Annotated in this window: 19 protein-coding genes and 1 pseudogene; 16 read left to right on the top strand and 4 right to left on the bottom strand. The window is 60.4% G+C overall.

Annotation, left to right across the window (positions count from 1 at the left end):
- Positions 1-85: 85 nt before the first annotated feature.
- From MMB48_RS03775 to groL, 3 genes are all read left to right on the top strand, one after another.
- Positions 86-769 carry a LytR C-terminal domain-containing protein gene (locus MMB48_RS03775; RefSeq protein ID WP_032745385.1) on the top strand — a complete coding sequence of 228 codons (684 nt, stop codon included), beginning with the start codon at positions 86-88 and terminating at the stop codon, positions 767-769.
- 229 nt (positions 770-998) lie between these two features.
- Positions 999-1,238, top strand: a complete 240-nt coding sequence (locus tag MMB48_RS03780; RefSeq protein WP_007053186.1) for a cold-shock protein — start codon at positions 999-1,001, stop codon at positions 1,236-1,238.
- A gap of 237 nt (positions 1,239-1,475) precedes the next feature.
- On the top strand, positions 1,476-3,101 hold the full coding sequence (gene groL, locus MMB48_RS03785; protein WP_012577087.1) for a chaperonin GroEL: 1,626 nt from the start codon (positions 1,476-1,478) through the stop codon (positions 3,099-3,101).
- Between the two features lie 187 nt (positions 3,102-3,288).
- Here the strand turns inward: groL and MMB48_RS03790 are convergent, their stop codons facing one another.
- The gene (locus MMB48_RS03790) at positions 3,289-3,579 is read right to left on the bottom strand and encodes a WXG100 family type VII secretion target (RefSeq protein ID WP_007053189.1); all 291 of its coding nucleotides are present in this window, start codon (positions 3,577-3,579) and stop codon (positions 3,289-3,291) included.
- A gap of 215 nt (positions 3,580-3,794) precedes the next feature.
- Between MMB48_RS03790 and MMB48_RS03795 the strand changes: the two genes are divergently transcribed.
- From MMB48_RS03795 to MMB48_RS03815, 5 genes are all read left to right on the top strand, one after another.
- Positions 3,795-4,460, top strand: coding sequence for a TPM domain-containing protein (locus MMB48_RS03795; RefSeq protein WP_032745384.1), 666 nt, complete (start codon positions 3,795-3,797; stop codon positions 4,458-4,460).
- Entirely contained in the window at positions 4,453-5,184 is a 732-nt protein-coding gene (locus tag MMB48_RS03800) for a response regulator transcription factor (protein ID WP_012577089.1), read from the top strand. The genes MMB48_RS03795 and MMB48_RS03800 overlap by 8 nt, the downstream gene beginning before the upstream one ends.
- 29 nt (positions 5,185-5,213) lie before the next feature.
- Complete coding sequence (locus MMB48_RS03805; RefSeq protein WP_032745382.1) at positions 5,214-7,205, top strand: sensor histidine kinase; 1,992 nt, start codon at positions 5,214-5,216, stop codon at positions 7,203-7,205.
- Between the two features lie 69 nt (positions 7,206-7,274).
- The gene (locus tag MMB48_RS03810) at positions 7,275-7,664 is read left to right on the top strand and encodes a cold-shock protein (protein WP_007058573.1); all 390 of its coding nucleotides are present in this window, start codon (positions 7,275-7,277) and stop codon (positions 7,662-7,664) included.
- An 8-nt stretch (positions 7,665-7,672) separates the two neighbouring features.
- Positions 7,673-8,860, top strand: coding sequence for a DUF3027 domain-containing protein (locus MMB48_RS03815; RefSeq protein WP_012577091.1), 1,188 nt, complete (start codon positions 7,673-7,675; stop codon positions 8,858-8,860).
- Positions 8,861-9,034: 174 nt separating this feature from the next.
- Here MMB48_RS03815 and MMB48_RS03820 read toward each other — a convergent pair whose 3' ends face one another.
- Complete coding sequence (locus MMB48_RS03820) at positions 9,035-10,000, bottom strand: universal stress protein (RefSeq protein ID WP_032745380.1); 966 nt, start codon at positions 9,998-10,000, stop codon at positions 9,035-9,037.
- Positions 10,001-10,149: 149 nt separating this feature from the next.
- Between MMB48_RS03820 and MMB48_RS03825 the strand changes: the two genes are divergently transcribed.
- Entirely contained in the window at positions 10,150-12,735 is a 2,586-nt protein-coding gene (locus tag MMB48_RS03825; RefSeq protein WP_032745379.1) for an ATP-dependent Clp protease ATP-binding subunit, read from the top strand.
- A 352-nt stretch (positions 12,736-13,087) separates the two neighbouring features.
- Positions 13,088-14,862: pseudogene (locus MMB48_RS03830) on the top strand (bifunctional metallophosphatase/5'-nucleotidase).
- 205 nt (positions 14,863-15,067) lie between these two features.
- Here MMB48_RS03830 and MMB48_RS03835 read toward each other — a convergent pair.
- Positions 15,068-16,528, bottom strand: a complete 1,461-nt coding sequence (locus MMB48_RS03835; RefSeq protein ID WP_013141108.1) for a DUF349 domain-containing protein — start codon at positions 16,526-16,528, stop codon at positions 15,068-15,070.
- Positions 16,529-16,627: 99 nt separating this feature from the next.
- Between MMB48_RS03835 and hisS the strand changes: the two genes are divergently transcribed.
- Positions 16,628-18,028 carry a histidine--tRNA ligase gene (hisS, locus tag MMB48_RS03840; protein WP_032745377.1) on the top strand — a complete coding sequence of 467 codons (1,401 nt, stop codon included), beginning with the start codon at positions 16,628-16,630 and terminating at the stop codon, positions 18,026-18,028.
- Between the two features lie 35 nt (positions 18,029-18,063).
- The gene (gene aspS / locus MMB48_RS03845) at positions 18,064-19,863 is read left to right on the top strand and encodes an aspartate--tRNA ligase (RefSeq protein ID WP_032745376.1); all 1,800 of its coding nucleotides are present in this window, start codon (positions 18,064-18,066) and stop codon (positions 19,861-19,863) included.
- 515 nt (positions 19,864-20,378) lie between these two features.
- On the opposite strand, the gene MMB48_RS03850 is transcribed toward aspS, so the two are convergent.
- Positions 20,379-21,332 carry an endonuclease domain-containing protein gene (locus tag MMB48_RS03850; RefSeq protein ID WP_014484682.1) on the bottom strand — a complete coding sequence of 318 codons (954 nt, stop codon included), beginning with the start codon at positions 21,330-21,332 and terminating at the stop codon, positions 20,379-20,381.
- Between the two features lie 554 nt (positions 21,333-21,886).
- Between MMB48_RS03850 and MMB48_RS03855 the strand changes: the two genes are divergently transcribed.
- From MMB48_RS03855 to MMB48_RS03870, 4 genes are read left to right on the top strand one after another with little or no spacing between them, the layout of a single operon-like run.
- Positions 21,887-22,729, top strand: a complete 843-nt coding sequence (locus MMB48_RS03855; protein WP_168928599.1) for an amino acid ABC transporter ATP-binding protein — start codon at positions 21,887-21,889, stop codon at positions 22,727-22,729.
- Positions 22,730-22,748: 19 nt separating this feature from the next.
- On the top strand, positions 22,749-23,588 hold the full coding sequence (locus MMB48_RS03860; RefSeq protein WP_012577100.1) for a glutamate ABC transporter substrate-binding protein: 840 nt from the start codon (positions 22,749-22,751) through the stop codon (positions 23,586-23,588).
- Positions 23,585-24,262: an amino acid ABC transporter permease gene (locus MMB48_RS03865; protein ID WP_032745374.1), complete on the top strand. Its 678-nt coding sequence runs from the start codon at positions 23,585-23,587 to the stop codon at positions 24,260-24,262. Before MMB48_RS03860 ends, MMB48_RS03865 begins: the two co-directional genes overlap by 4 nt.
- A gap of 5 nt (positions 24,263-24,267) precedes the next feature.
- The gene (locus MMB48_RS03870; RefSeq protein WP_032745373.1) at positions 24,268-25,368 is read left to right on the top strand and encodes an amino acid ABC transporter permease; all 1,101 of its coding nucleotides are present in this window, start codon (positions 24,268-24,270) and stop codon (positions 25,366-25,368) included.
- Positions 25,369-25,406 lie beyond the last annotated feature (38 nt).

Below are 25,406 nucleotides of genomic sequence, written 5' to 3' on the forward strand. Positions count from 1 at the left end.
CGGTGCACGGGGCGTGGTGTGGTGGACTGATGAGTTGTTTGCCGATTACACTCATGGGTAGTTTTGACAGGAAGAAAGGGCGATTATGGCACGCGACACGATGACCTACGAATCCTATGAACCGGATTCCTTCGACAATCCTCCGAAGGGGCCGGTGGGAGTTCACCGTGGCGCTCGTTCGGTAATGGCCCGCCTCTGCCCATTCATCGTCGTTATTCTGGTGGCCGCACTGTGCGGTGTCGGGGCCTGGGCATGGATTTCCGGGGAATACAAGAATGTAATAGGAGGATCGTCCCAGACGGCGACCACGTCCAAGTCCGATTCGTCCAGCAAGGCTGAGACCAAGAACAGCACCAAGGATGATTCCTCGTCCACTTCGGCCGATTCGTCCAAGGACTCGACTTCGGATTCGGCAAAGTCCGATACCGACAGTGACACGGCATCCTCGAATGAGAATCAAAACTCCGATCAGCAGTCTCAGCAGTCCGAAGCCACCGCGACTGTGAATAAGGCCACGCAGGTGCGTGTGGTCAACGCCACAGGAATCCAAGGATATGCAGCTCGGCAGGCCGATGTGCTGCAGACCGCCGGTTACACCAGCGTCGAGGCGACCAATCCGAGCGGTACATTGCCGGCTTCTTCTGTGGTGTGGTATCAGAATGAGACCGATAAGGCCACCGCCGAGGATGTGGCGACCGCGCTTGGCATTTCGGCTGTGGAGCAGGTGCAAGGACTCGCCGTTCCCATTACGGTGGTGTTGCTCAACTAGCGTTGTTGATGCGCCCCTTATATCGGCGTGAAATACATCGAAAACTGTGAGCGTTCTCGCGTCTATGGAATAATTCGTACCGAAAATGTGCCGCTGCGGTTGGGATTGTTCCCTCGTCGCTGTACAATCGTCATCTAGTCGCGAGGTAGGGGGAGCGCGATGAGGTTCTTTTTACGTTCCCTATAGGTTTTGTGTCGCGACGCCTAAGGGAACAAAGGAAAGACCAGATATGGCACAAGGTACCGTGAAGTTCTTCCTTGCCAAGAAGGGGTTCGGGTTTATCCAGCCGGACGACGGCGGCGAGGACGTTTTCGTGCACTACGCGGAAATCAAGGACGACGGCAGCACCAATAAGTTCAAGATGCTGTACGAAGGCGATCGCGTGGAGTATACGCCCGCTTCGTCCGGCAAAGGCACGCAGGCAAAGGATGTTGTCAAGCTGTCTTCGGGTGAAGCCCGCTCCGAGTGAGCAACACGCACGCAAGGATGTGCATTGAAGGCCCTGACCGTTTCGACGGTTGGGGCTTTTTCATGCCCAAAGCGCAATCGCCGCCGATGATGTTGGCACTCGGCGGTCGCGAGTGCTAATGTCTGGGTTAGCACTCGGAGGTCGAGAGTGATAATCGGCAGCTGACGGCTGGTCGTCACGACTCGACGCTTCCGAGTGATAACCGGTATACCTAGCCATTTGGAGGAATACGCAACCATGGCAAAGATCATCTCTTATGATGAGGAAGCCCGTCAGGGCATGCTGGAGGGCCTTGACAAGCTCGCCAACACCGTCAAGGTCACCTTGGGCCCGAAGGGCCGCAACGTCGTGCTCGACAAGACCTACGGCGCTCCGACCATCACCAACGATGGTGTGTCCATCGCCAAGGAAATCGACCTTGAAGACCCGTACGAGCGCATCGGCGCCGAGCTGGTCAAGGAAGTCGCCAAGAAGACCGACGACGTCGCCGGTGACGGCACCACCACTGCGACCGTGCTTGCTCAGTCCCTGGTTCACGAGGGTCTGAAGAACGTGGTCGCCGGCTCCAACCCGATCGCCCTGCGTCGCGGCATCGAGAAGGCCACCGAGGTCATCGTCAAGGAACTCGTCGCTGCCGCCAAGGACGTCGAGACCAAGGACCAGATCGCCGCTACCGCCACCATCTCCGCCGCCGACCCTGAGGTCGGCGAGAAGATCGCTGAGGCTCTGGACAAGGTCGGCCAGGACGGCGTTGTGACCGTTGAAGACAACAACCGCTTCGGCCTGGACCTCGACTTCACCGAGGGCATGCGTTTCGACAAGGGCTACATCGCCCCGTACTTCGTCACCAACGCTGACGACCAGACCGCAGTGCTCGAAGATCCGTACATTCTGCTGACCTCCGGCAAGGTCTCCTCCCAGCAGGACATCGTGCACGTGGCCGAGCTGGTCATGAAGACCGGCAAGCCGCTGCTGATCATCGCTGAGGACGTCGATGGCGAAGCACTGCCGACCCTGATCCTGAACAACATCCGTGGCACCTTCAAGTCCTGCGCCGTCAAGGCCCCGGGCTTTGGCGACCGTCGCAAGGCCATGCTGCAGGATATGGCCATCCTGACCGGTGCTCAGGTTGTCTCCGACGAACTGGGCCTGAAGCTCGAGTCCGTCGACACCTCCGTGCTCGGCCATGCCAAGAAGGTCATCGTCTCCAAGGACGAGACCACCATCGTTCAGGGCGCTGGCTCCAAGGAAGACATCGACGCTCGCGTGGCCCAGATCCGCGCTGAGATCGAGAACACCGACTCCGATTACGACCGTGAGAAGCTGCAGGAGCGTCTGGCCAAGCTGGCCGGCGGCGTGGCTGTCATCAAGGTCGGCGCTGCCACCGAGGTTGAGGCCAAGGAGCGCAAGCACCGCATCGAAGATGCCGTGCGTAACGCCAAGGCCGCCATCGAGGAAGGCCTGCTGCCCGGCGGTGGCGTGGCCCTCGTTCAGGCTGCTGCCAAGGCCGAGAAGGCTGAGGCCGTCACCTCCCTGACCGGCGAAGAGGCTACCGGTGCCGCCATCGTGTTCCGCGCCATCGAGGCCCCGATCAAGCAGATCGCCGAGAACGCCGGCGTGTCCGGTGACGTGGTCATCAACACCGTCCGCTCCCTGCCTGATGGCGAAGGCTTCAACGCCGCCACCGACACCTACGAAGACCTGCTGGCCGCCGGTGTGACCGACCCGGTCAAGGTGACCCGCTCCGCTCTGCAGAACGCCGCCTCCATCGCTGGTCTGTTCCTGACCACCGAGGCCGTCGTTGCCAACAAGCCGGAGCCGAAGCCTGCTGCCCCGGCCGCCGGTGCCGACATGGGCTACTGATCCGCAAACGATCGCTAGCTGATTGAGCTGAAAGGGGATTCCTTCGGGAGTCCCCTTTTTTGTATTCTGGTTCCCTCTTTGAGGGGAGCTGTCGAACGCAGTGCGACTGAGTGGGGAGCTACGGTGTAGGGATACTCCCCTCAGTCTCGCTTCATGATCCAGCTCACCTCCGGGGAGAGCCAAGAAACTAGCTGGCAAACAGGCGCGAAGCTTGGATTTCGGCGTCAGCGTACACGGTGGAGGCTTGCGTCAGCGAGCGTTGGATGGACTCGAGTGAGGCCTCCATCTGCTGTTGGGCCGCACGCCACTGTTCGGCTACCGCGGTGAACTGGGTGGCCGCCGAACCTCGCCATGCGTCCTGCAAGGCATTGAGATTGGTGTACATGCCGCCCACGGCCTGCCTGATTTGCGAGATCGAAGTGGCCACTGCGGCCGAGGATGATTGGATTCGCTCGGAATCTACCTGATATTGGGGCATCGTTGCTCCTTTTCTAGAGGGTTAATGGTATGTATGGCGGCCGCTTGCCAATACCGGCCGCTAAGGTGGAGGATATGTCAACAACGAATCGGGCAGACGGAAAAACAACTATTGTGGTCCTAGCTTCGGAGCCGTCCTGTTCGGCCTTCGGGAATATGGTCCGAAAATGGCTTGTTTGCGCCATTTGCGCCCTTGCTGCAGTAGCGATGAACGCAATGTGGATAACCTCAAATGCCTATGGGGATAACTCGGGCGACAGCTCTGACAGCTCCAGCAGCAGCACCGACAGCGGCGTGACCATCACCGAGAACATCACGGATACGGAAAATCTCCTGGGCTCCCATGCGGCCAAAGTCACGGATGCCATCGCCAAAACCGAGAAGGAAACCGGTGTACACGTGCATCTGCTGTATCTTTCCAGTTTCAATAGTCAACAGAAACCGGAAGACTGGGCGGCAACCGTGATGGAGTCCATGAATCCCAAGCCGAACACAGTGATGCTTGCCGTGGCCTCGAATGACGGCAACCTGGTGGTCGTCGTGTCCAAGAACTCCGATAAGTGGCTTCTCGATAACAAAACCGTCGATAAGCTATCCGAAGCCGCACAGCAGCCGTTACTGGAAAACCCACCGAGCTGGTCTGGCGCGGCAACGGCAATGATGGATCAAATCGTGAAATCCAAAAAAGCCTCCACCTCATCGTCCACGGTGACCGTAGGCATAATCATCATGGGTGTGGTGTTGGTGGCGCTGGTCATCATCATCGTGGTCATGGTGGTGATTCGTCGGCGCAAGGAGATCACGAAGGATTCCAAGGCCGAACTCCAAGATTACATTCAGGAAACGCCCAGAAGAGCACGACACTCTAGAAGGCATGAGTAAGCCTATTGAAGCATCGATTGTTGTTGTCGACGACGAGCCGTCCATCCGAGAACTGCTGGTCGCTTCCCTGCACTTCGCCGGATTCGAGGTAAACACCGCCGCTTCCGGTTCCGAAGCCATTGAGGTTATCGAAAAAGTGCAGCCTGATCTCATCGTGTTGGACGTCATGCTGCCTGACATCGATGGATTCACCGTCACCCGCCGTATCCGCCAGGAAGGCATTACCGCCCCTGTGCTGTTCCTCACCGCTCGTGACGACACCCAAGACAAGATCATGGGCCTGACCGTCGGCGGTGACGATTACGTCACCAAGCCGTTCAGCCTCGAGGAAGTCGTGGCTCGCATCCGCGCCATTCTGCGCCGTACCCGCGAACAGGTGGAAGATGACCCGATTATTCGCGTCGCCGACTTGGAAATCAACGAGGACTCCCACGACGTGACCCGTGCAGGGCAGCCGGTTGACCTGAGCCCTACCGAATACAAGCTGCTGCGCTACCTGATGGACAACGAGGGCCGAGTACTGTCCAAGGCACAGATTCTCGACCATGTCTGGCAATACGACTGGGGCGGCGACGCAGCCATCGTCGAATCGTACATCTCCTACCTGCGCAAGAAAGTCGACGGCATCGAGGTCGACGACGGCGAAGGCGGCAAGCGCAAGGTTACCCCGCTGATTGAAACCAAGCGCGGCATCGGATATATGATTCGCGAACCGAAGAACTAGTCGCCCCATCCATAACGCATCGTAATCTCATGAGTATCCCCGATAAGCAGTCAGGCGGCGTACCGCCGAGCAGCACGCCGAACGCCGCCCCGAACACGAATCCCATGCCTGCAATGCCGCCGTTCGCCGCCCATTTCCAAGAGCGGAACGAACGTAAGAAAAACATGCTGATGCGGCATATCGACCGTATCTCGTTGAGCAGCAAGCTGGTGGCCTGCACCATCGCCGTGCTGCTCATCGGCGTGTCGGTGATTTCCTTCTCCATCCGCGCGTTGGTGAACAACTACATGCTGCAGAAAACCGACACCCAGTTAAGCTCGCAAAGCCAGCTGGTGGTCAACAATATCGATCTGCTGTCAAGAAATGACTCATCGGGGCCGAACTCGTACTTTCTGCAGATTCAATATACCGACGGCACCAAAGACAAAGAGGGCAATCCTCTGGTCGTGACCCCGCTGATGCCGCAGATGCAGGACGGTATCGTATCGGTGCCGATTCTTCCTACCTATGGTGATACCAGTGGCATCACGCTCGGCCAGGCATTCACTACGCAGGCAGTGGCCAAGCAGATCATCACGGTGCAGTCCGACAGTGCGGACAGCCAGAACGATCCGGCCAACGGAAACTCCAATTCCTCTGACACCATCACCAAGGTACTGGCCAACCCCACTGTCAATGCCAACCATGCCGCCATCGTCACGGCGAGGGCACCATGGCGTATTCTGCCGGTGACCTTCCAGCAAAACGGCAAGGACCGGGCCGTGGTGTACATCGGCTTGTCACTGGCCGACCAGATCGACACCGTCAACACACTCACCCGATACTGCATTGTGGTCGGCATCGCCGTGGTGCTGCTCGGCGGCTCCCTGTCCACGCTGATCATCCAGCACACGATGACGCCGCTGAAGCGCATCGAGAAAACCGCTGCAAAGATTGCCGCCGGCGACCTGAGCCAGCGTATTCCTTCCGCGCCGGAAAACACCGAGGTCGGCTCCCTGGCCGCCTCGCTGAACTCCATGCTCGCCCGAATAGAATCCAGTTTCCATGAGCAGGAGGAGACCACCGACAAGATGAAACGGTTCGTCTCCGACGCCAGCCATGAGCTGCGCACCCCGTTGGCCGCCATCCATGGCTATGCGGAGCTGTATAAGATGCAGCGCGATATGCCTGGTGCCTTGGAGCGTGCGGACGAGTCCATCGAACATATCGAACGGTCCAGCCAGCGCATGACGGTTCTTGTTGAGGATCTGCTGTCTTTGGCCCGTCTCGATGAGGGGCGCGGCATCGATGTGACCGGCACGGTGAAACTCTCGTCGCTGGTCACCGACGCCGTCGATGACTTGCATGCGCTCGACCCGGACCGTGCCGTTCGCCGCATGCAGATTTCCCTCGAACCGGCGCGCGATTTGAACCATCCCGCCGAATTCAACCTTGCCGAAGGCGATTGGCCCGAGGTTGTACTGCCCGGCGACGCCTCTCGACTGCGCCAGGTGGTGACCAACATCGTGGGCAACATCCACCGCTACACGCCTGCCGATTCGCCTGCCGAGGCCGCGCTCGGTGTGATGCCGGCCGCCATCGATCCAAGACAGCTCGCTCGCATGCCCGCCAGCGACGCGTCAATGCGGCGGTTCATCGACGCCGCCGAAGTAGGTGCCTCGATGCAGACCGGCTATCGATATGCCGTATTGCGTTTCGTGGACCATGGCCCCGGCGTGCCGCCTGAATCACGCTCGAAGATTTTCGAACGCTTCTACACCGCGGACCCGTCCCGTGCCCGAGAAAAGGGCGGTACCGGTTTGGGCATGGCCATCGCGCAATCCGTGGTCAAAGCACATCACGGCTTTATCTGCGCCACCGGCACCGATGGGGGAGGCCTGACCTTCACCGTGGTGCTGCCGATTGAGCAGATCGCCGCTCCTGAGCCCAAGCAGTCCAACGGAAAAACCAAGGACGCCAAACAGAAGACTTCTTGGTTCAGCTCTGAGCGTAAGACTCAGGCGACTCAGCCCAAAGCGTGAGGTCAAGCCCTGTGAGGTAAACTGTACCTTCGGTTTACTATTTCCATTGAGGATTAAGGAAGGTTCGCAATGCCCACCGGTCGAGTTCGTTGGTTTGACGCAGCCAAGGGTTATGGCTTCATCACCAGTGAGGAAGGCAAGGATGTGTTCCTGCCGGCTCAGGCCCTACCCACTGGCGCCACCACGTTGCGCAAGGGGGCCAAGGTGGAGTATTCCGTGGTGGACGGCCGTCGTGGGCCGCAGGCCATGGATGTTCGCCTGATCGCCTCCGCTCCCAGCTTGGTCAAGGCCACCCGCCCGAAGGCGGATGACATGGCCGCCATCTGCGAGGACCTCATCAAGATGCTTGATGCGGCTGGCAATACGTTGCGCCGTCACCGTTACCCATCTGCTGCCGACAGCAAAAAGCTGGCCACGTTGCTGCGTGCGGTGGCGGATCAATTCGATGTACAGGACTGATCTGATCTATGACTGATACCACCGAAACCATCGTGACACCGGACCCTCACGCCATCGCGCGCGCCGTGCTGCTCGAAGTGGCCGACGAGAGCGATCAGGTGGGGGATTTCGTTACCTCATATGATCTTGAGGATCATGTCACTGACTTCCGCTTCGCCGCGAATATCCGTGGCTACGAAGGATGGCAATGGTCGGTGACGCTGTATCACGACGAGGAGATCGACTCCTGGACCGTCAGCGAATCCTCCTTGATCCCCACTGAGGGCGCGTTGATGCCGCCCAAGTGGATTCCTTGGAAGGATCGCCTTGAGCCCACGGATCTGGCTCCCACCGATTCGATCGGCACCGATCCGGATGACGAGCGCATCGAGGAAGGCGAAGTCGAGGAATCCTCGCTGCAGGATGTCAACGATGCCGTCGAGGCCTTCCGACTGACCCGCCGTCACGTGCTGACCTCGTTGGGGCGTGCGCAGGCTGCCAAGCGCTGGTATGAAGGTCCGCGAGGCCCCAAAGCGTTGAGCACCAAAACCGCCGAAGGCAACCTGTGCTCCACCTGTGGTTTCTTCGTGCCGCTCGCGGGCGAACTCGACCGTATGTTCGGCGTGTGCGCCAATAAGTGGAGTCCGGATGACGGCCGCGTGGTTTCCTTGGACCACGGCTGCGGTGAGCATTCCGAAATCGAACCTCCCGAGCCAAGCCAGCTGTGGGTGCAGTCCAAGCCTGCTTTCGACGATCTGCATATCGACGTGGTGGCCGACCGCCCGCGCAAGCAGGAGCCGGCTGCCCAGGACGAGGCTGAAGGCGAAACCGACAAGACAGGCGAGCCTGCCGGTGATGATATCGAAGCACAGAAGACTGTTGACGGGAACGCCGTCGATACCGAGCCCGCTGAGGAGGCGGCAGGCGACGGGACCTCGCAATCCCAGTCTGCCGGTGATGAGTCCGTTGCACAGAACGCATCCGATTCCGTTGTGGATGTTGATGCAGCTGATTCCAGCGACGAGTCCAAGTCTGATGCTGACGACGAGGCCACCGAAGAGGACATCCTCAACAACACCGTTGCCGATGATGATGAGGATGATGAGATGGACGACGAAGAGGATAACGTTCGTCCTTCAGACGATGTGACTCCTGAACTCGAAACCGTCATCGATCTCATTGAGCAGCTGCGCCAGAACAGGGCGGACGAGGAATAAAATAAACGCCAATCCTGCTCCCCAACAGCAGAATGTACTTTCGGATCAACTTATAGGTCTCAGCGAAGATGTTTCCTAAAAAGTAGATGGTGATGGGGTTGCAGGAATAAAGAATTCCTCCCTGCAAGCCCATCACCGAGGCGTGCGTTAGCGCTCCATGCCGATTTCGGTGAATCAGTGCACCACGGTCACCGTGCATTCGGCGAAGTTCATGATCTGGCGGGACACCGATCCCAGGAAGTGCGCGTCCAGCCCGGACAGGCCACGCGAGCCGACCACCAGATGGCTGGCGTACCGCGATGCCGCGATCAGCCCCTTGGACGCGGGAATATGGAAGGCATTCGCGCTGACCTTGACGCCATCGGGAATCCGGGCCTTGGCCATCAGCTCAGAGAGAATCTCCTCGGCGCGGCGCTGACCGACCTTCACCGGTGCCACGGCGTTCTCATAGCCCGGAATAACGCCCAAATCCTTGAGCTGCCAGCAGAACATCACATGCAGCGGCGTGTCGTGCAGTCGTGCCTCTTCCAGCGCGAAGTCGAACGCGCGGCGGGAAGTCTCGGAACCATCCACACCAACCACCACCGGGCGGCGAGCCACCTCGACCACGGGCTGTGGCTGCGTGTAGTGGACCGGCTGGTCTCCTGGCCTCAGGGCATTGGCGATGGCATCGGTCACGGTCTCATCCTCGCTGCCGGCGATGCGCACCACGGTCACCGGCACTTCGGCGGCCTCGGCCAGCGAAGCGGACAGGGACCCCATGAACCAGCGGGCCACACGGCTCAGCGAGCGGCGGCCGACCACGATCTGCTGCGCATCATGGCCGATCTGCAGCAGGGCGGACGTGCCGGAGGCCTTCACCGAGGTGAGCTTCAGATTCGCCGGATCGAAGTCGATGCCTGCAGCGGCCTTGTCGACCCACACGCGCAGCTCGTTGGCGATATCGTGGCGGACCTTGGCCCAGGCCTCGTCGCTGTCCGGTTCGGACCCCATATCCCAGGAATGCGTCCAGCCAAACACGGCGTTGACGCTCTGACCGGTTAACGAAGCCTCCTCAAGCGCCCACTTCAGCGCGGCAAAGGATTCATCGGAACCATCCACGCCGACAACGATGTCGGGCTTGGTTGTCGCTTCACTCATTTCGAGCCTCCTTGTTATCGACTACGGGTGAATCTAGAACCAGCATATCGTTTTCTTATCCTCTTACGGCGCAATTCATGGAATCCGATGAATAAACGTCATCGTGAATCGGTAGAGTAAGACGGAATGTCAATTGAGGAAGGACAAGCATGTTCGAACGGTTTACCGACCGTGCACGGCGCGTGATCGTGTTGGCGCAGGAAGAGGCGAGGGCCCTTCAGCACAACTACATTGGCACCGAACACCTGCTGCTCGGCCTGATCCGCGAAGGTGAGGGCGTGGCCGCCAAGGCGCTCGCCTCGAAGGGCGTGGAGCTGGATGCCACCCGCAAGCAGGTCGAAGAGATGATCGGCAAGGGCAACGCGGCGCCGAACGGGCACATCCCCTTTACCCCGCACGCCAAGCAGGTGCTGGAGTTTTCGCTGCGTGAAGCCCTGCAGCTGGGCCACAGCTACATCGGCACCGAGCACATCCTGCTCGGATTGATCCGCGAAGGTGAGGGCGTGGGCACCCAGGTGCTCATCAAGATGGACGTCGATCTGGGCGAATTGCGCAGCGCGACCATCGATATGATCCGCGGTAACTCCGGCACTGGCGACGGCAAGGGCGAACTGGCCAACGCCGGCGGCGTGGCGGATAAACAGAACAAATCCGGTTCCGCCATCCTCGACCAATTCGGACGCAACCTGACGGCCGAAGCCGCCGAAGGCAAGCTGGACCCGGTCATCGGCCGCACCAACGAGATCGAACGCGTCATGGTCGTGCTTTCCCGACGCACCAAGAACAACCCGGTGCTGATCGGCGAGCCGGGAGTGGGCAAGACCGCCGTGGTCGAAGGCTTGGCCCAGAAAATCCAAGCCGGCGACGTGCCGGAAACCCTGAAGGGCAAGCAGGTCTACTCGCTGGACCTCGGTTCCATGGTGGCCGGCTCACGCTACCGTGGTGATTTCGAGGAGCGCCTGAAGAAGGTGCTGAAGGAGATCAAGACCCGCGGCGACATCGTGCTGTTCATCGACGAGATTCACACCATCGTGGGCGCCGGCTCGGCCGACAGCGCGCTGGGTGCCTCCGACATGTTGAAGCCGATGCTGGCCCGTGGCGAGCTCCAGACCATCGGTGCCACTACCACCGACGAGTACCGCAAGTACATCGAGAAGGACGCGGCTCTGGAACGCCGTTTCCAGCCGATCCAGGTGCATGAGCCGACCATCGCCGAGACCATCGAGATCCTGAAGGGCCTGCGTTCCCGTTACGAGAACCACCACCACGTGACCATCACCGATGGCGCGCTGCAGTCCGCCGCAGAGCTGTCCAGCCGGTACATCCAGGACCGTAACCTGCCTGACAAGGCCATCGACCTGATCGATGAGGCCGGTGCACGCCTGCGCATCAAGCGCCTGACCGCCCCGCCTGAGCTCAAGGAACTCGACGAGAAGATCGCCAAGATCGCCGTCGACAAGGACGAGGCCATCAAGGGCCAGGACTTCGAGAAGGCCGCCGAACTGCGCGACAAGCAGGAGAAGCTGGAAGCCGATCGCAAGCAGAAGGAAGACTCCTGGCGCGAAGGCGAGTCCGACGTCAAGATGGTCGTGGACGAGGACGTGATCGCCGAGGTCATCAGCTCCACCACCGGTATCCCGGTGTTCAAGCTGACCCAGGCCGAGTCCAAGAAACTGCTCAGCATGGAGACGGAGCTGCACAAGCGCATCATCGGTCAGGATGAAGCGGTTTCCGCTTTGTCACGGTCCATCCGCCGTACTCGCGTGGGTCTGAAGGACCCGAAGCGCCCGTCCGGTTCGTTCATCTTCGCCGGCCCCACCGGCGTCGGCAAGACCGAGCTGGCCAAGACGCTCGCCGAATTCCTGTTCGACGATGAGGACGCGCTGATTCGCGTGGATATGTCCGAGTTCTCCGAGAAGTACGCGGCTTCGCGGCTCTTCGGCGCGCCTCCGGGATACGTCGGCTACGAGGAGGGCGGCGAGCTCACCGAAAAGGTGCGCCGCAAGCCGTTCTCCGTGGTGCTGTTCGACGAGATCGAAAAGGCTCATCCGGACATCTTCAACACGCTGCTGCAGGTGCTCGATGACGGCCACCTGACCGACGGTCAGGGCCGCAAGGTGGACTTCAAGAACACCATCATCATCCTGACCACCAACCTCGGTACGCGAGACATCGCCAAGGCCGCCAACACGGGCTTCAACCTGGGTGCCAACAACGAGTCCAGCTACCAGCGCATGAAGGACCAGGTCAGCTCCGAATTGAAGCAGCAGTTCCGCCCGGAGTTCCTGAACCGTCTGGACGACATCATCGTCTTCAAGCAGCTCACCGAGCCGCAGGTGCGCCAGATCGTGGATCTGGATGTCAAGCAGCTCAACGACCGCCTGTTCGACCGTCATATGTCGCTCGAACTCACCGACGCCGCCAAGGACCTGCTCGCGCAGAAGGGCTTCGACCCGCTGCTCGGTGCCCGTCCGCTGCGCCGCGTGATTCAGCGTGACATTGAGGACGCCATCTCCGAGAAGATCCTGATGGGAGATCTCGAGGACGGTCAGCGCGTGATGGTGGATGCGGAAGGCGAGGGTATCCTTGGCGAATTCACCTTCAAGGGTGAGAAGTTCGAGGAGCCGGCCGTCGCCGATAAGCCCGCCGAAGACGGTGCCGCCACCGATGCCGAAACTTCGTCCGAAGCCGCACCCGTGCACGCTGACGATTCTGGCGACGCTGCGCAGGAGTAGCGCATATAAGTAGTTGCGGAGCTCCCCTGTCAAGGGGAGCTGCTGTTTGTGTCGGATTATTGCAGCATGGCGAGTCCGGTGTCGATGGTCTCCTCGCGGGTAAACAGCGTGCGGCTGTCTGATTGCCGAGGCGTGCGTGGATGCGGTAGCTGAGATCTGCGCCGAGGAATTTGGCGAGTAATCTCCCCTTGCCGACGCATTCGTAGTGACTCGGGTTGCAAAGGCCTGACCCTGATAGTACGGGGTCAGGCCTTTCCCATCCCAAGACGCCGCTAAGAATTCACCTGAGAGTCGCCTTCCTAGGCATGGCCGTTCAATCGACGATCCTAGCGTGACTGGTGTGAGCAGGAATATGAAGAACCGGCGGTGGGCCGGCAAGCGATCGGGGATCGCTTTTGGTGCAGTAGCGCTTATCCTTACGGCTCTGGTGGTTCCTTATGCTTGTGCGGGAACCACGGGAGCCGTTCCTTTTTCCGGCGATAATCCATCTTCCGGCACCCGTACGGTGACCATCGCCGACATCACTGATTTTCACGGGCATATCGAACATGGTGCGGACAACGCCACCGCCTTCACCGTGGCCGACAGCCATAATCCCGGCAATATGATCCCGGTATCGACCGGCGATTTGGTGGGAGGTTCCCCGTATGAGTCGGCGGTGGAGAAGGACCAACCCACGCTGGACATGGCCAAAGCGTGGGGATTGACGATTTCGGCGGTAGGCAACCATGAGTTCGACCGCGGTGTGTCTGATTTCAACAATCGTATCGCTGATCCCAGCAACGGCATCGACTGGCTGTGCGCCAACACGTCTGCCGCCAATAAGTCGTCTGACGGGCTGCTGAGCCATGTACGTGACTCTACGATTCGAACGGTGAACGGCAAGCGGATCGGTTTCGTGGGTGCCCTTACTGATGCGCTCGGCTCGGTAGCCACTCCGCAGATTACGCGTGATGCCGATCTTGACGAGCGGGCGGTGGACGCAATCAATCGCGTGGCCCGTGAACTCAAGCGCTCCGGAAAGGTGGATGCGGTGGTGGCCTTGCTGCACGCCGATGCCTCAGCCGCCGCCGATATTGGGCGAGATGTTGATGTGGTATACACCGGCCACAGTCATGCGATCAAGCGTGGTACGACCGCTGGTGGCGCGCCTATTTACGAGGCGGGCAGCTTTGGGCGGAACATGGCCGTGCAGGATTTGATCATCACCGGTGCCGGGCGTCGCGCCACGGTGCGAGTGGCCGACGTTGACCTCGGCAATGACACCAGCCATACGGCGGTTGACGGCGTGCTGGGCGTGGAAGGGCTTAATGCGCATCCGGCGCAAGCCGCTTGGATGTCTGCCGGTGCTGAGGAGAACGATGAGGTATCGCGCGCGCAGCATATTTACCAGGCGGCGGCAACATATTCGAATCATGCCGGCAGCGCGGTGATTGGCACTTTGGCCTCCGGCGTGAATTTCGACAAACAAGGTTCGGATAAGCACGGGAATACGGTCGGTGTGCTGGTGGCGGACGCGAACCGCGAGTCAATCATGAAGCATGTGTATGCCGGAAATCGCTTGCCGGTAATCGGATTTTCGAATGATGGCAGTCTGCGGACTCCACGGCTTGATATGAATGGCGATGGCAAAGTCACCGTGCGCGAGGTGGATAGTCTCATGGCCTTGCAGTTCAAGGCCGCGCATGAGACGCTCACCGGGCGCGATGTGAAGAGAGTGCTCGCCGAGCAATTTCGCCGTGACGATGGGCGACTGGAGCGGCGCTGGCTCGGCATCTCCTCGAACGTGACGTATCGGTATGCCGAATGCGGTACGGCCGGTGGGAACGGCAATGCCGATGCCGCCGCTGATACTGATGCCGCCGCTGACGAGTGTGCTGCCGACGAACATGCGGCGGTTCGTATCGTGAACCTCACCGTTGACGGCCGACCGATTGCGGACGATGACTTGGTGATTATCGCGTCCAATTCATATCTGCTTCAGGGCGGCGACAGTTACCTCGCCTTCCGTGCCGGAACCAATTACGGCGAGCTGAATATGCCATACAGTCAGCCGTTGCATGAATATCTGGCCGCACATCAAGGGCTCAGGCAGTTGTTGCAGCACCGGTAGGGACTCAGGCGTAAGACACCAATTACTGGGCGGCTAAGGAACTATGGGGTGAAGTTATGAGTATAGGGCAGGAGAAAACGGCATAAATATGACGAAGCTCCCCTCGCTGAGGGGAGCTGTCGCCGTAGGCGACTGAGAGGAATTTACGGTATAACCGTAAACTCCCCTCAGCCAGCTTTGCTGCCAGCTTCCCCTAGAGGGGAACCTGGCACGAGATCCTTACTTGATGGCGTTCAGCCACTGCTCCTTGGTGGCCTTCTCGGCTTCGAGCTTGGCCTTCTTCTTCGGGTCGGACTCGGCCGCGATCTTGGCGTCGAGCTCGGCGAGCTGGGCGTTGAGCTGCTCCTCGAAGCTGGACTTGCGGGCGTCGGCCTCCGGATCGGTCTGCTTCCAAGCGGCATCCTCGATGGCCTTGATCTGCTTGTCAACGGCGTCGAGACGGTTCTCGATGCGGCGCATATCGTCACGCGGCACGTAACCGATCTGATCCCACTCTTCCTGAATCTTGGCCAGCTCCTGGCGGGCCTTCTTGGCCTCGGCGTCGGTCTTCACCGGCACCAGAGCCTCGGCCTTGACCAGCAGAGCCTCCTTGGCAGCCAGATTTTCCTTCTCGGAGGAGTTGATCTGATCGCGATCGGCCTGACGAGCGTTGAAGAAGGTGTCGGCGGCTTCGCGGAACTTGGCCCACAGCTCGTCGTCCTCGTTACGGCCAGCGCGGCCGGCCTTCTTCCAACGGTCCATCAGATCGTTGAACTTGCGGGAAGTTTCACCCCAAGCGGTGGAATCCTTGAGCTCGTTGGCCTCGGCGATAATCGCTTCCTTGGCTTCCTTGGCGGCTGTACGCTCGTTGTCGCGAGCCTGAGCCCACTTGCGGCGAGCCTGGTTGAAGGTGGTACGGGCGGCGGAGAAGCGCTTCCACAGCGCCTCGGCCTCCGGCTTGTCGATGCGCACGGTGGTGCGCTGGTGGTTCTGCCACTCGTCGAACAGGTTGCGGAACTTGTCGGCGGTGGAGCGCCAGTTGGTGTTGTCGCCCAGGGAGGCCGCCAGAGCTTCGGCCTTCTCGACGATGGTGGTGCGCTCGGCGACGGCCTTGGCCTGAGCAGCCTTGCGCGCTTCGGCGATCTCGGCCTTCTTGGCCTCGCCGGCGGCCTTCAGTTCCACGTAACGGGCCTTGAGGGCCGCGAGGTCGCCCACCACCGCCGGTTCGGCGGTTTCTTCGCCCAGCAGCTTCACGGACTCGTCGATTTCACGGGTCTTGATGTTGGGGGAGGTCAGGCGCGCGGCCAGCAGATCGAGCTTGGCCTTGAGATCCAGGAAGCGACGGGCGTACAGTGCCAGCGCCTCCTCCTTGGAGGCGTCCGGGAACTGTCCGACCTCACGTTCGCCGTCGCCGTCCTTGACGAAGACGGCGCCGTTGTCATCGACCCGGCCGAAAGCTTCGGCGGCTTTGACGTCGGCCTCGGAATAGGCGGCGGGGGCGGCCGCGGGGGCGGCGGCATGCTGCTTGACCGTGGGAGTCTTCTTGGCGAAGGCGGCGGGGGAGGGCGCGTGCGGTTTCGGCATGGAAGCGGGGGACGGAGTCGGCGCCGGCGTGGCCGCGCTGGCCTCGGGTGCGGGTGTCGTTGCCTGCTCTTCGGGCGCAGCGGTGTTTACGGGTTCGGTGACAGTTTCGTCGGCCATGGCCAGCTCCTTAAAGCGTAGAATGCATAAGCGGGAGCGTCTCCCATCCCGGGCGAACCAGGAAGTTTTGACGCAACCCTCACCTATTATATTGATTTCGTGGCTAAAGGTGCATCAATATCAGGATTCCCGGAGTGGCTCCCCTCCGAACGTGTTGTGGAGCAGCGTGTTATCGATACGCTTCGTAAGGTTTTTGAGCTCAACGGCTTCATCGGCATTGAGACGCGAGCGGTGGAAACCGGCGCTTCTTTGCTGAAAAAGGGCGAGACCAGCAAGGAGATTTACCTGCTGAGCCGTTTGCAGGAGGTCGGTCATGAATCCGACACTCCGATTGAAGAGCGTTTGGGCCTGCATTTCGATCTGACCGTGCCGCTGAGCCGGTATGTGGTCGAGCACTCGGGTGCGTTGGCGTTCCCGTTCAAGCGCTGGCAGATTCAGAAGGTGTGGCGTGGCGAGCGTCCGCAGGAAGGCCGCTTCCGCGAGTTCGTGCAGGCCGACATCGACGTGATCGGCGCCGGCGACCTGCCCGACCACTATGAAGTGGAACTGCCGCTGGTCATGGTCTCCGCGCTGGAAGAGCTGCGCGCGTATGGCCTCCCCAAGGCCACCGTGCACGCCAATAACCGCAAGCTGTCTGAAGGCTTCTACCGCGGCCTTGGTCTGACGGATGTCGAGGGCGTGCTGCGCGAGATCGACAAGCTCGACAAAATCGGTGCCGATGAGGTGGCCCGATTGCTCACCGAGACCTGCGGCGCCACCGAAGCACAGGCACGCGCCTGCCTCGAATTGGCCGAGCTCAACGCCTCCGACGGTGCCGAGCTTGCCGCCAAGTTCGATGCGCTGTGCGAGGCTCACGGCATCGTCAAGGATTCCGAGGCCTACACGCTGGCTCGTCAGGGACTCGATACCCTGGCCATGATCGTCGACGAAGCCGCCGTCATCCGCCCCGGTTCCGTCATCGCCGACCTGAAGATCGCCCGCGGTCTCGACTACTACACCGGTTCCGTCTACGAGACCTTCCTCGACGGTGCCGCATCACTCGGCTCCATCTGCTCCGGTGGCCGTTACGACAATCTCGCCTCCCAGGGCAACCGCAAGTACCCGGGCGTGGGCCTGTCCATCGGCCTGAGCCGACTGGTCAGCTACATGCTGCACACCGCCGGCGCTCACGCCAACCGTGTCAGCCCGGCCGCCGTGCTGGTCGCTGTGTGGAATGAAGAGGACCGCCCGGCCGCCAATCGTATTGCGAACCAACTGCGTGCGCGCGGCATCGCTACTGACGTGGCACCCACCGCGGCCAAGCTCGGCAAGCAGATCAAGTACGCAGACAAACTCGGCATTCCGTACGTGTGGTTCCCGGCCACCGCTGCCGAAGGTGCGGAAGGCGCAGAGCCCGCTGGCGACGAGGTCAAGAACATCGTCACGGGCGAGCAGGTTGCCGCCGATTGCACGTCGTGGGAGCCGGATACTGTGGTTGCCCAGCAAACCGTCGAAATCTGACGTATTCGCGCGAAAAATCGAGGAGAAACAAGATAATGAGCCAGACGGCTTACAGAACACATCATGCCACCGAAGTGACCGAGGCCCTGGTGGGCCAGAAGGTCACTCTTGCCGGTTGGGTTGACCGACGCCGCGATCACGGTGGCGTGGCCTTCATTGACCTTCGTGATTCGACCGGCCTCGTGCAGGTCGTCATCTATGACGAGGATATGGCCCGCCCGCTGCGCAGCGAATTCGTGATTCAGATTATCGGCGAAGTGCGCCTGCGCCCGGATGGCAACGAGAACACCCATCTGGCCACCGGCAAGATCGAGGTTGTGGCCGAGACCATTGAGATCCTCGCCAAGGCCGACGCTCTGCCGTTCCAGGTTTCCACCGCTCTCGAGAATGAGTTCGAGAACAAGCTGCCTGGCGAGGACGTGCGTCTGAAGTACCGTTACCTCGACCTACGCCGCCCGTCCATGCAGCACAATCTGAAGCTGCGTTCCGACATGGCTAAGGCCGCACGCCACGCGCTGGAAGACATGGACTTCACCGAGGTCGAGACCCCGACCTTCATTAAGTCCACCCCGGAAGGCGCCCGCGACTTCGTGGTGCCGGCCCGTCTGGTGCCCGGTTCCTGGTACGCCCTGCCGCAGTCCCCGCAGCTCCTCAAGCAGCTGCTCATGGTCTCCGGTGTCGAGCGTTACTACCAGCTCGCCCGCTGCTACCGTGATGAGGACTTCCGAGCCGACCGTCAGCCCGAGTTCACTCAGCTCGATATGGAGATGGCCTACGTGGACCAGGAAGATGTGATGGCCATGACCGAGAAGGTCATCGCCGCCATCTGGAAGTCCGCCGGCTATGAGGTCCAGCTGCCGCTACCGCGCATCACCTGGAAGGATGCGATGGACAAGTACGGCTCCGACAAGCCGGACCTGCGCTTCGGCAACCCGCTGGTGGAACTGACCGAGTACTTCAAGAACACGCCGTTCCGCGTGTTCCAGGCCCCGTACGTAGGTGCCGTGGTCTTCAAGGGCGGTGCAGCCACGCCGCGTCGTCAGTTCGACGCTTGGCAGGATTGGGCACGTCAGCGTGGAGCCAAGGGCCTTGCCTACGTGGTCTTCGGCGAAAACGGCGAGCTCAAGGGCCCCGTTGCCAAGAACCTGTCCGATGAGGAGCGCAACGGCCTGCGCGAGGCCGTTGGTGCCGAGGAAGGCGACGCCGTGTTCTTCGCCGCCGGTTCTCGCGAGTCTGCCCAGCTGTTGCTGGGTGCCGTGCGTGTGGAGCTCGCCTCCCGCGAAGGCCTGCTGGATCCGAAGAAGTTCGCTTTCACTTGGGTCGTGGACTTCCCGCTGTTCAAGCCCACCGACGATCCGGATGATGACGATGTGGCTGTCGGCCACTCCAAGTGGACCTCCATGCACCACCCGTTCACCATGCCCTCCAAGGATTGGATCGACAAGTTCGACAAGGACCCCGAGCACGCCATGTCCGATTCCTACGACATCGTCTGCAACGGTGAGGAGATGGGCGGCGGTTCCGTACGTATCCACCGCGACGACATCCAAGCCCGTGTGCTCGATGTGCTGGGCATCACCAAGGAAGAGGCCGACGAGAAGTTCGGCTTCCTGCTTGAGGCATTCAAGTATGGCGCTCCGCCTCACGCGGGTCTGGCCCTCGGTTGGGACCGCACCGTGTCCATCCTGGCCGGTGCCGACTCCATCCGCGACGTCATCGCCTTCCCGAAGGCCGGCGGCGGCCGCGACCCGCTGACCGGTGCTCCGGCCCCGATCTCCGACGAGCAGCGCGCCGAGACCGGCGTCGACTACGACCCGGACGCCGACGAAAACTAATCTACGGAGCGTATGCCGCCTTTCCTCAGCACTCGACGTACTTCAGTGCGTCTTCGGCTTCGAACGGCGGACTCCGCACGTGTAGATTAATTTTCGAGGAGCAATGCTCCGGTGCTATTAGCCGCAAATGGCCCTTGGAATTATTCCAAGGGCCATTTGCTTTTTGCGGGTGGGGCCCAATGTGCCAAATACCTGCTAAGGTGTGCCAGATACTCCGCCCGATGGCACCTTCGCCATGCGGCAAACCTCGCACCATGCGGTGTCCCCCCTTGGCGTTTGCCGATTATCCCCCCATGGGGCGGTAACTTCCTCATGGGGCGGTAAACAACCCATGGGGCGGTGAAAACCTCATGGGGCGGTAGGTCAAAATGGCTTAATTCCGCGGTTTTACAATTTCTTCAAACCGCCCCATGAGCAAATTGCCGCCCCATGAGGGAATTGCCGCCCCATGAGGGAATTGCCGCCCCATGAGGGAATTGCCGCCCCATGAGGAGCGATCGCAACTCCGTATTTGATTAATGTTGTGATGCTTTGTTGTGTTTTGCTTGTTTCCGCCTCCTGTATTCCCCTTTGCGCGCATTGATGGTAAGGCTGCCGTCTATTAATACCCGGCATGAAGGTTGAGGACGGCCAGGAAGCGGTATTTGCATCGCGGTGGCAACCTCTTGTGCGAAGGCACGTTGTTTGGCGGTGTTCCACAGGTCATCGGCGAACACCTCGATGACGGTCCAGCCCAATTGCCGCAGACGTCGACGTTTTTGCTGGTCCCGCACATATTGTTTGCGGAAGCGACGGTGATGATCGCCATCATATTCAATAGCGACTTTGTATTGTGGATAAGCCATGTCAACGGTATAGGTGTATCCGTTCTCTGAATCGGTAATGCCGTATTGTGTTTGCGGTATGGGCAGGCCGAAAAGCATAAGCGCCAAGCGTGTACGAGTTTCCTGAACGGAATCCGATGGTTTTACGAGCTTCAGCGCCGCCTCACAACGCGCACGGCCAATAACGCGGTGAAAGGCTGTTAGTCGTTGAGTGAATTGTTCAATGGCATATCCATAACGTCTGATGAGCGCTTCAGCCAGCACCACTAATTCAGTGAGGTTGAGATATTGGGCAAACTGTATCCACGCATCCATGGGATGCATGCAGGTTACGCCGTTTGAGAAAGCGATACTGTTGAACTTTGCATTCCATATGCGATAGTCGACATTGTCCAATGAAGAGCGGGTCCCCTTGCTCCTCACCGTCACATAAAAGTCCTTCTGTGGCAACGTGCTGTGCCTCGGCAACTCCACGCCGCATAATTCCAATGCGGTATACAGCGAGAAACACAACGTGCGTTTCGTGCGCACTTTGCCCAGCAGATTCCAACAGGCCGTGTTCTTGGCCGTGGCTTTGGCGTCAAGATCTTTGCGCAGATAGTTATTGATTTCGCCATTGTGCGGCGCTTCGCTGTATCCGTTCATGCGCCGAGCGTAGCGCATTCCACGGTGGCACAGGGGCAAAACTGGAAAATGGGGATAACTTAAGCGGCGCGAACCGGTTATCCACCGGCATATCGTGCGCTGCGTCCGGTTATCCACCGCGCTTCGGGAGTGTCATCCACCGTATAACACCTTCATCGCGTGCTAACAGCTAGCCACGCTCAAAATGCCTAGCGCATTTATACGAATACGACATGGGAAACGGCGAGACCAGCCCCACACAATACAAAGTGACCGCCAGCCATGCGCCCGACTGCGGCATGAATGGCAACAACACCAACGACACCAAGGCCAAACATGGAATCAAGCAGATAGGACAACACGTGCCAGCTCTGCCATCGCAGCAACGTCTCGGCCACCACGCAGCAGGCAATCAGCGCACAGCAGACGCCGCGCGATGCGCGACTCAGCGCGAATGTATGCCGATGCCCAATGCCGCCATCACGATGTCTGATGCGAAAATGAGACATCGACTGAGCAACTGTGTGGACATACTGTGTACACACTGGAAACGTCGGTGTGCTATCCTCCCACTCATGTCTGAAACGAACAATGAAACAGCAGTGCGTTCGCGCACGGCAAGCACAACATCACCAAGCAAGGCCAAATTGACCCCGCTGGTTCCCGACAAAGAGGACCTGAACCGTCCGCTAGTCGAACTGACCCACGTCGAAAAGCACTTCGGTGCTTTGCACGTCCTCAAGGACATCAACCTGACTGTCACCAAGGGGGAGGTGCTGGTGGTCGTGGGTCCGTCCGGCTCAGGCAAGTCCACGATGTGCCGCACCATTAATCGCCTCGAAACCATCGATTCCGGCGACATCCGCATCGACGGCAAGCCCCTGCCACAGGAAGGCAAGGAGCTCGCGAACCTCAGGGCCGAAGTTGGCATGGTGTTCCAGTCGTTCAACCTGTTTGCCAACAAAACCATTCTTGAAAACGTGACGCTGGCCCTCATCAAGGTGCGTCACATGGACAAGAAGGAAGCCGAGCAACTGGCCATGGACCTGCTCGCCCGCGTGGGCGTCGACTCCCAGGCCAGCAAGATGCCCTCCCAGCTCTCCGGCGGCCAGCAGCAGCGTGTGGCCATCGCCCGCGCGCTCGCCATGCGCCCCAAGGTCATGCTGTTCGACGAGCCCACCTCCGCACTCGACCCGGAAATGGTCAACGAAGTGCTCGACGTGATGGTCGAACTCGCGCATGAAGGCATGACGATGATCTGCGTGACCCACGAGATGGGCTTCGCGCGCAAGGCCGCCGACCGCATCGTCTTCATGGCGGACGGCCAGATTCTCGAAGAGAACACGCCCGACGAGTTCTTCGAGCATCCGCAGACCGACCGTGCCAAGGACTTCCTCTCGAAGATCCTCACCCACTGAAAGACGGGTACGCAATCCAATGACATTCACCAATACGTTCAAACGGAAGGCTTGCCGCGTGATCGCCGCGCTCGCCGCCGTGGCCTGCACAATGTCGCTGGCCGCCTGCGGCGCGGACGAAACCGGCAAGATCCGCATCGGCATCAAATTCGACCAGCCCGGCCTGGGCTTCAAGAAGTCCGGCACCTACGTGGGCTTCGACGTGGACGTGGCCAAGTACATCGCCAAGAAACTCGGCTATTCCGAAGACCAGATCATCTGGAAGGAAGCCCCCTCCAAGCAGCGTGAGGCCATGATTCAGAACGGCGACGTGGACATGATCCTCGCCACCTACTCCATCACCGACGAGCGCAAGAAGGCCGTCTCCTTCGCCGGCCCGTACTTCGTGGCCGGACAGGATCTGCTCGTGCGCAAGGACGACAACTCCATCAACGGCCCCGAAGACCTGAACGGTAAGCGCCTATGCTCCGTCACCGGTTCGACCTCCGCCGCCACCGTCAAGGAGAAGTTCGCCTCCGAAGTCCAGCTTATGGAACAGCCCGGTTACGCCGAATGCGCCACCGCCCTGTTCTCCGGCATCGTGGACGCGGTAACCACCGACGACATCATCCTGGCCGGCCTGGCCTCTGCCTCGCGCGGCAAGCTCAAGGTGGTCGGCAAACCGTTCACGCAGGAACACTACGGCGTGGGCATCAAGAAGGGCGACACGCAGCTGGCCACCAAAATCAACAACGCCATCGTGGACATGATTCAGGACGGCTCGTGGGAGAACGCCATCAGCGATAACACCAAGGGCGTCGACTACACGCCCGACGTGCGGTACAACCCGCCCACCCCGAACGAAGGAGAGGACCGATGAACGAGTTCATGGAACTTCTCGGCCACTATGACGTGTTCGGCGCCTTTCTGGTCAACCTCGAGCTGACCTTGTGGTCGGCCTTGTTCTCCACGGTCATCGGCGTGGTTCTCGTGGTCATGCGCATCTCGCCGATCTCCTCGTTGCGCGCCGTCGCCGGCGCATATGTGGAACTGTTCAAGAACCTGCCGCTGACCATCATCATGGTGTTCATGGTGCTGGGTGCCTACGCGCAGCTGAAGCTCAGCTTCTCCGACACCTTCGCCACGAACTTCTTCTGGCTCGCGGTCACCGGCCTGAGCCTGTACACGGCGGCGTTCGTGTGTGAATCGCTGCGTTCGGGCATCAACACCGTGCCGATTGGCCAGGCCGAGGCCGCACGAGCGCTGGGCTTGGGCTTCATGCAGTCCGCCACCGAGATCATCCTGCCGCAGGCCTTCCGAGGCTCCGTGGCGCCGCTCGGCAACACGCTGATCGCACTGCTCAAGAACTCCACCGTGGCCGCCGCCGCATCCGTGGCCACCGAAACATCCTCGCTGATGAGCGAGATGATCGAATTCCGCCCCGACGTGATCATCCAGATCTTCCTGATCTTCGCGCTCGGCTACGTGATCCTGATCATCCCTATCGGCATGCTCACCACGTACCTGTCCAACAAGCTCGCCGTAAGGAGGTGACGGATATGGCCGATACTTCGAATTCCGTGCTGTTCGACGCGCCCGGTCCCAAGGGCCGGCGCACCATTCGCATCGTCAACTGGATCGCAGGCATTCTGTTCGCGGTGGTGCTCGTGCTTATCCTCATGCGCCTGCACAACCCGCCGGATGGCGAGAATCAGCTCAGCTGGGAGCTGTGGAAGCCAGCCATCGAACGTGAAGCGTGGACCGACTTCTACCTGCCCGGACTGTGGATGACCATCAAGGCCACCGTCGTGGCCGTGGTGGGTGCTGTGGTGTTCGGCCTGGTGTTCGGCGTGGGCCGACTGCTGCCGAACCCGCTGGTACGTGGCGTTTCCGCCGTGATCGTCGAGTTCTGCCGTGCGGTGCCGGTGCTGCTGCTCATGATCTTCTTCTGGCGATGGTTCGCGTTCGCGGGCCTGCCCAGCCCGTCCTATTGGGCCGTGGTGCTGGCCTTGGTGCTGCACAACGGTTCGGTGGTCGCCGAACTCGTGCGCTCCGGCGTCGGCAATCTGCCGGGCGGCCAGCGCGAGGCCTCGCTCGCTTTGGGCCTGACCGAAACACAGTCGCTCATGGAGATCGAGGTGCCGCAGGCCGTCTACGCCATGCTGCCGGCCGCCGTCACCCAGCTGGTCGTGGTGTTGAAGGACACCGCCCTGGGATCGATCATCATGTATACCGACCTGCTGCAGGAATCGCGCCGACTCGGCTCGATGTACTTCAACATCCTGCAGACGCTGGTCATGGCTGCGGTGATCTACTTCGTCGCCTGCTGGCTGCTGTCGAGGCTCGCCGAATGGCTGCCCTCGCGCATGCAGCAGCGTACGGCCGCGCCCACCGAGGCCGAGCCCGTGGCGCCGATCGCCGCCGGAGACCCGTCCAATGTCAATCAGATCGCTGTGGCCAAGGAAGTCGAAGAGCTGCCGTTTGGTGGTGCGCCGCGCAAATACCATGTGCATCACCGTGGCACCAACGCCTCGATTCGCAACTGGCAGCGCACCCGCTACGAACAGGGATATGACGCCACCCAGCCCGAGTCACAGGTTGACCCGGAAACCGGCGAATTCCAGGAGTCTCAAAAGCCTGAGGACAAGCCAGAGGCCTGACGGTCAGCGCAATCGCCGCTAAGCCGGCACGAAGAATT

The organism is Bifidobacterium sp. FKU, assembly GCF_026016385.1.
GTDB lineage: Bacteria > Actinomycetota > Actinomycetes > Actinomycetales > Bifidobacteriaceae > Bifidobacterium > Bifidobacterium infantis.

Coding starts and splice junctions, on each gene's coding strand:
- MMB48_RS03775 (WP_032745385.1), top strand. CDS start 86: ATGGCACGCGACACGATGACCTACGAATCCTATGAACCGGATTCCTTC.
- MMB48_RS03780 (WP_007053186.1), top strand. CDS start 999: ATGGCACAAGGTACCGTGAAGTTCTTCCTTGCCAAGAAGGGGTTCGGG.
- groL (WP_012577087.1), top strand. CDS start 1,476: ATGGCAAAGATCATCTCTTATGATGAGGAAGCCCGTCAGGGCATGCTG.
- MMB48_RS03790 (WP_007053189.1), bottom strand. CDS start 3,579: ATGCCCCAATATCAGGTAGATTCCGAGCGAATCCAATCATCCTCGGCC.
- MMB48_RS03795 (WP_032745384.1), top strand. CDS start 3,795: ATGTGGATAACCTCAAATGCCTATGGGGATAACTCGGGCGACAGCTCT.
- MMB48_RS03800 (WP_012577089.1), top strand. CDS start 4,453: ATGAGTAAGCCTATTGAAGCATCGATTGTTGTTGTCGACGACGAGCCG.
- MMB48_RS03805 (WP_032745382.1), top strand. CDS start 5,214: ATGAGTATCCCCGATAAGCAGTCAGGCGGCGTACCGCCGAGCAGCACG.
- MMB48_RS03810 (WP_007058573.1), top strand. CDS start 7,275: ATGCCCACCGGTCGAGTTCGTTGGTTTGACGCAGCCAAGGGTTATGGC.
- MMB48_RS03815 (WP_012577091.1), top strand. CDS start 7,673: ATGACTGATACCACCGAAACCATCGTGACACCGGACCCTCACGCCATC.
- MMB48_RS03820 (WP_032745380.1), bottom strand. CDS start 10,000: ATGAGTGAAGCGACAACCAAGCCCGACATCGTTGTCGGCGTGGATGGT.
- MMB48_RS03825 (WP_032745379.1), top strand. CDS start 10,150: ATGTTCGAACGGTTTACCGACCGTGCACGGCGCGTGATCGTGTTGGCG.
- MMB48_RS03835 (WP_013141108.1), bottom strand. CDS start 16,528: ATGGCCGACGAAACTGTCACCGAACCCGTAAACACCGCTGCGCCCGAA.
- aspS (WP_032745376.1), top strand. CDS start 18,064: ATGAGCCAGACGGCTTACAGAACACATCATGCCACCGAAGTGACCGAG.
- MMB48_RS03850 (WP_014484682.1), bottom strand. CDS start 21,332: ATGAACGGATACAGCGAAGCGCCGCACAATGGCGAAATCAATAACTAT.
- MMB48_RS03855 (WP_168928599.1), top strand. CDS start 21,887: ATGTCTGAAACGAACAATGAAACAGCAGTGCGTTCGCGCACGGCAAGC.
- MMB48_RS03860 (WP_012577100.1), top strand. CDS start 22,749: ATGACATTCACCAATACGTTCAAACGGAAGGCTTGCCGCGTGATCGCC.
- MMB48_RS03865 (WP_032745374.1), top strand. CDS start 23,585: ATGAACGAGTTCATGGAACTTCTCGGCCACTATGACGTGTTCGGCGCC.
- MMB48_RS03870 (WP_032745373.1), top strand. CDS start 24,268: ATGGCCGATACTTCGAATTCCGTGCTGTTCGACGCGCCCGGTCCCAAG.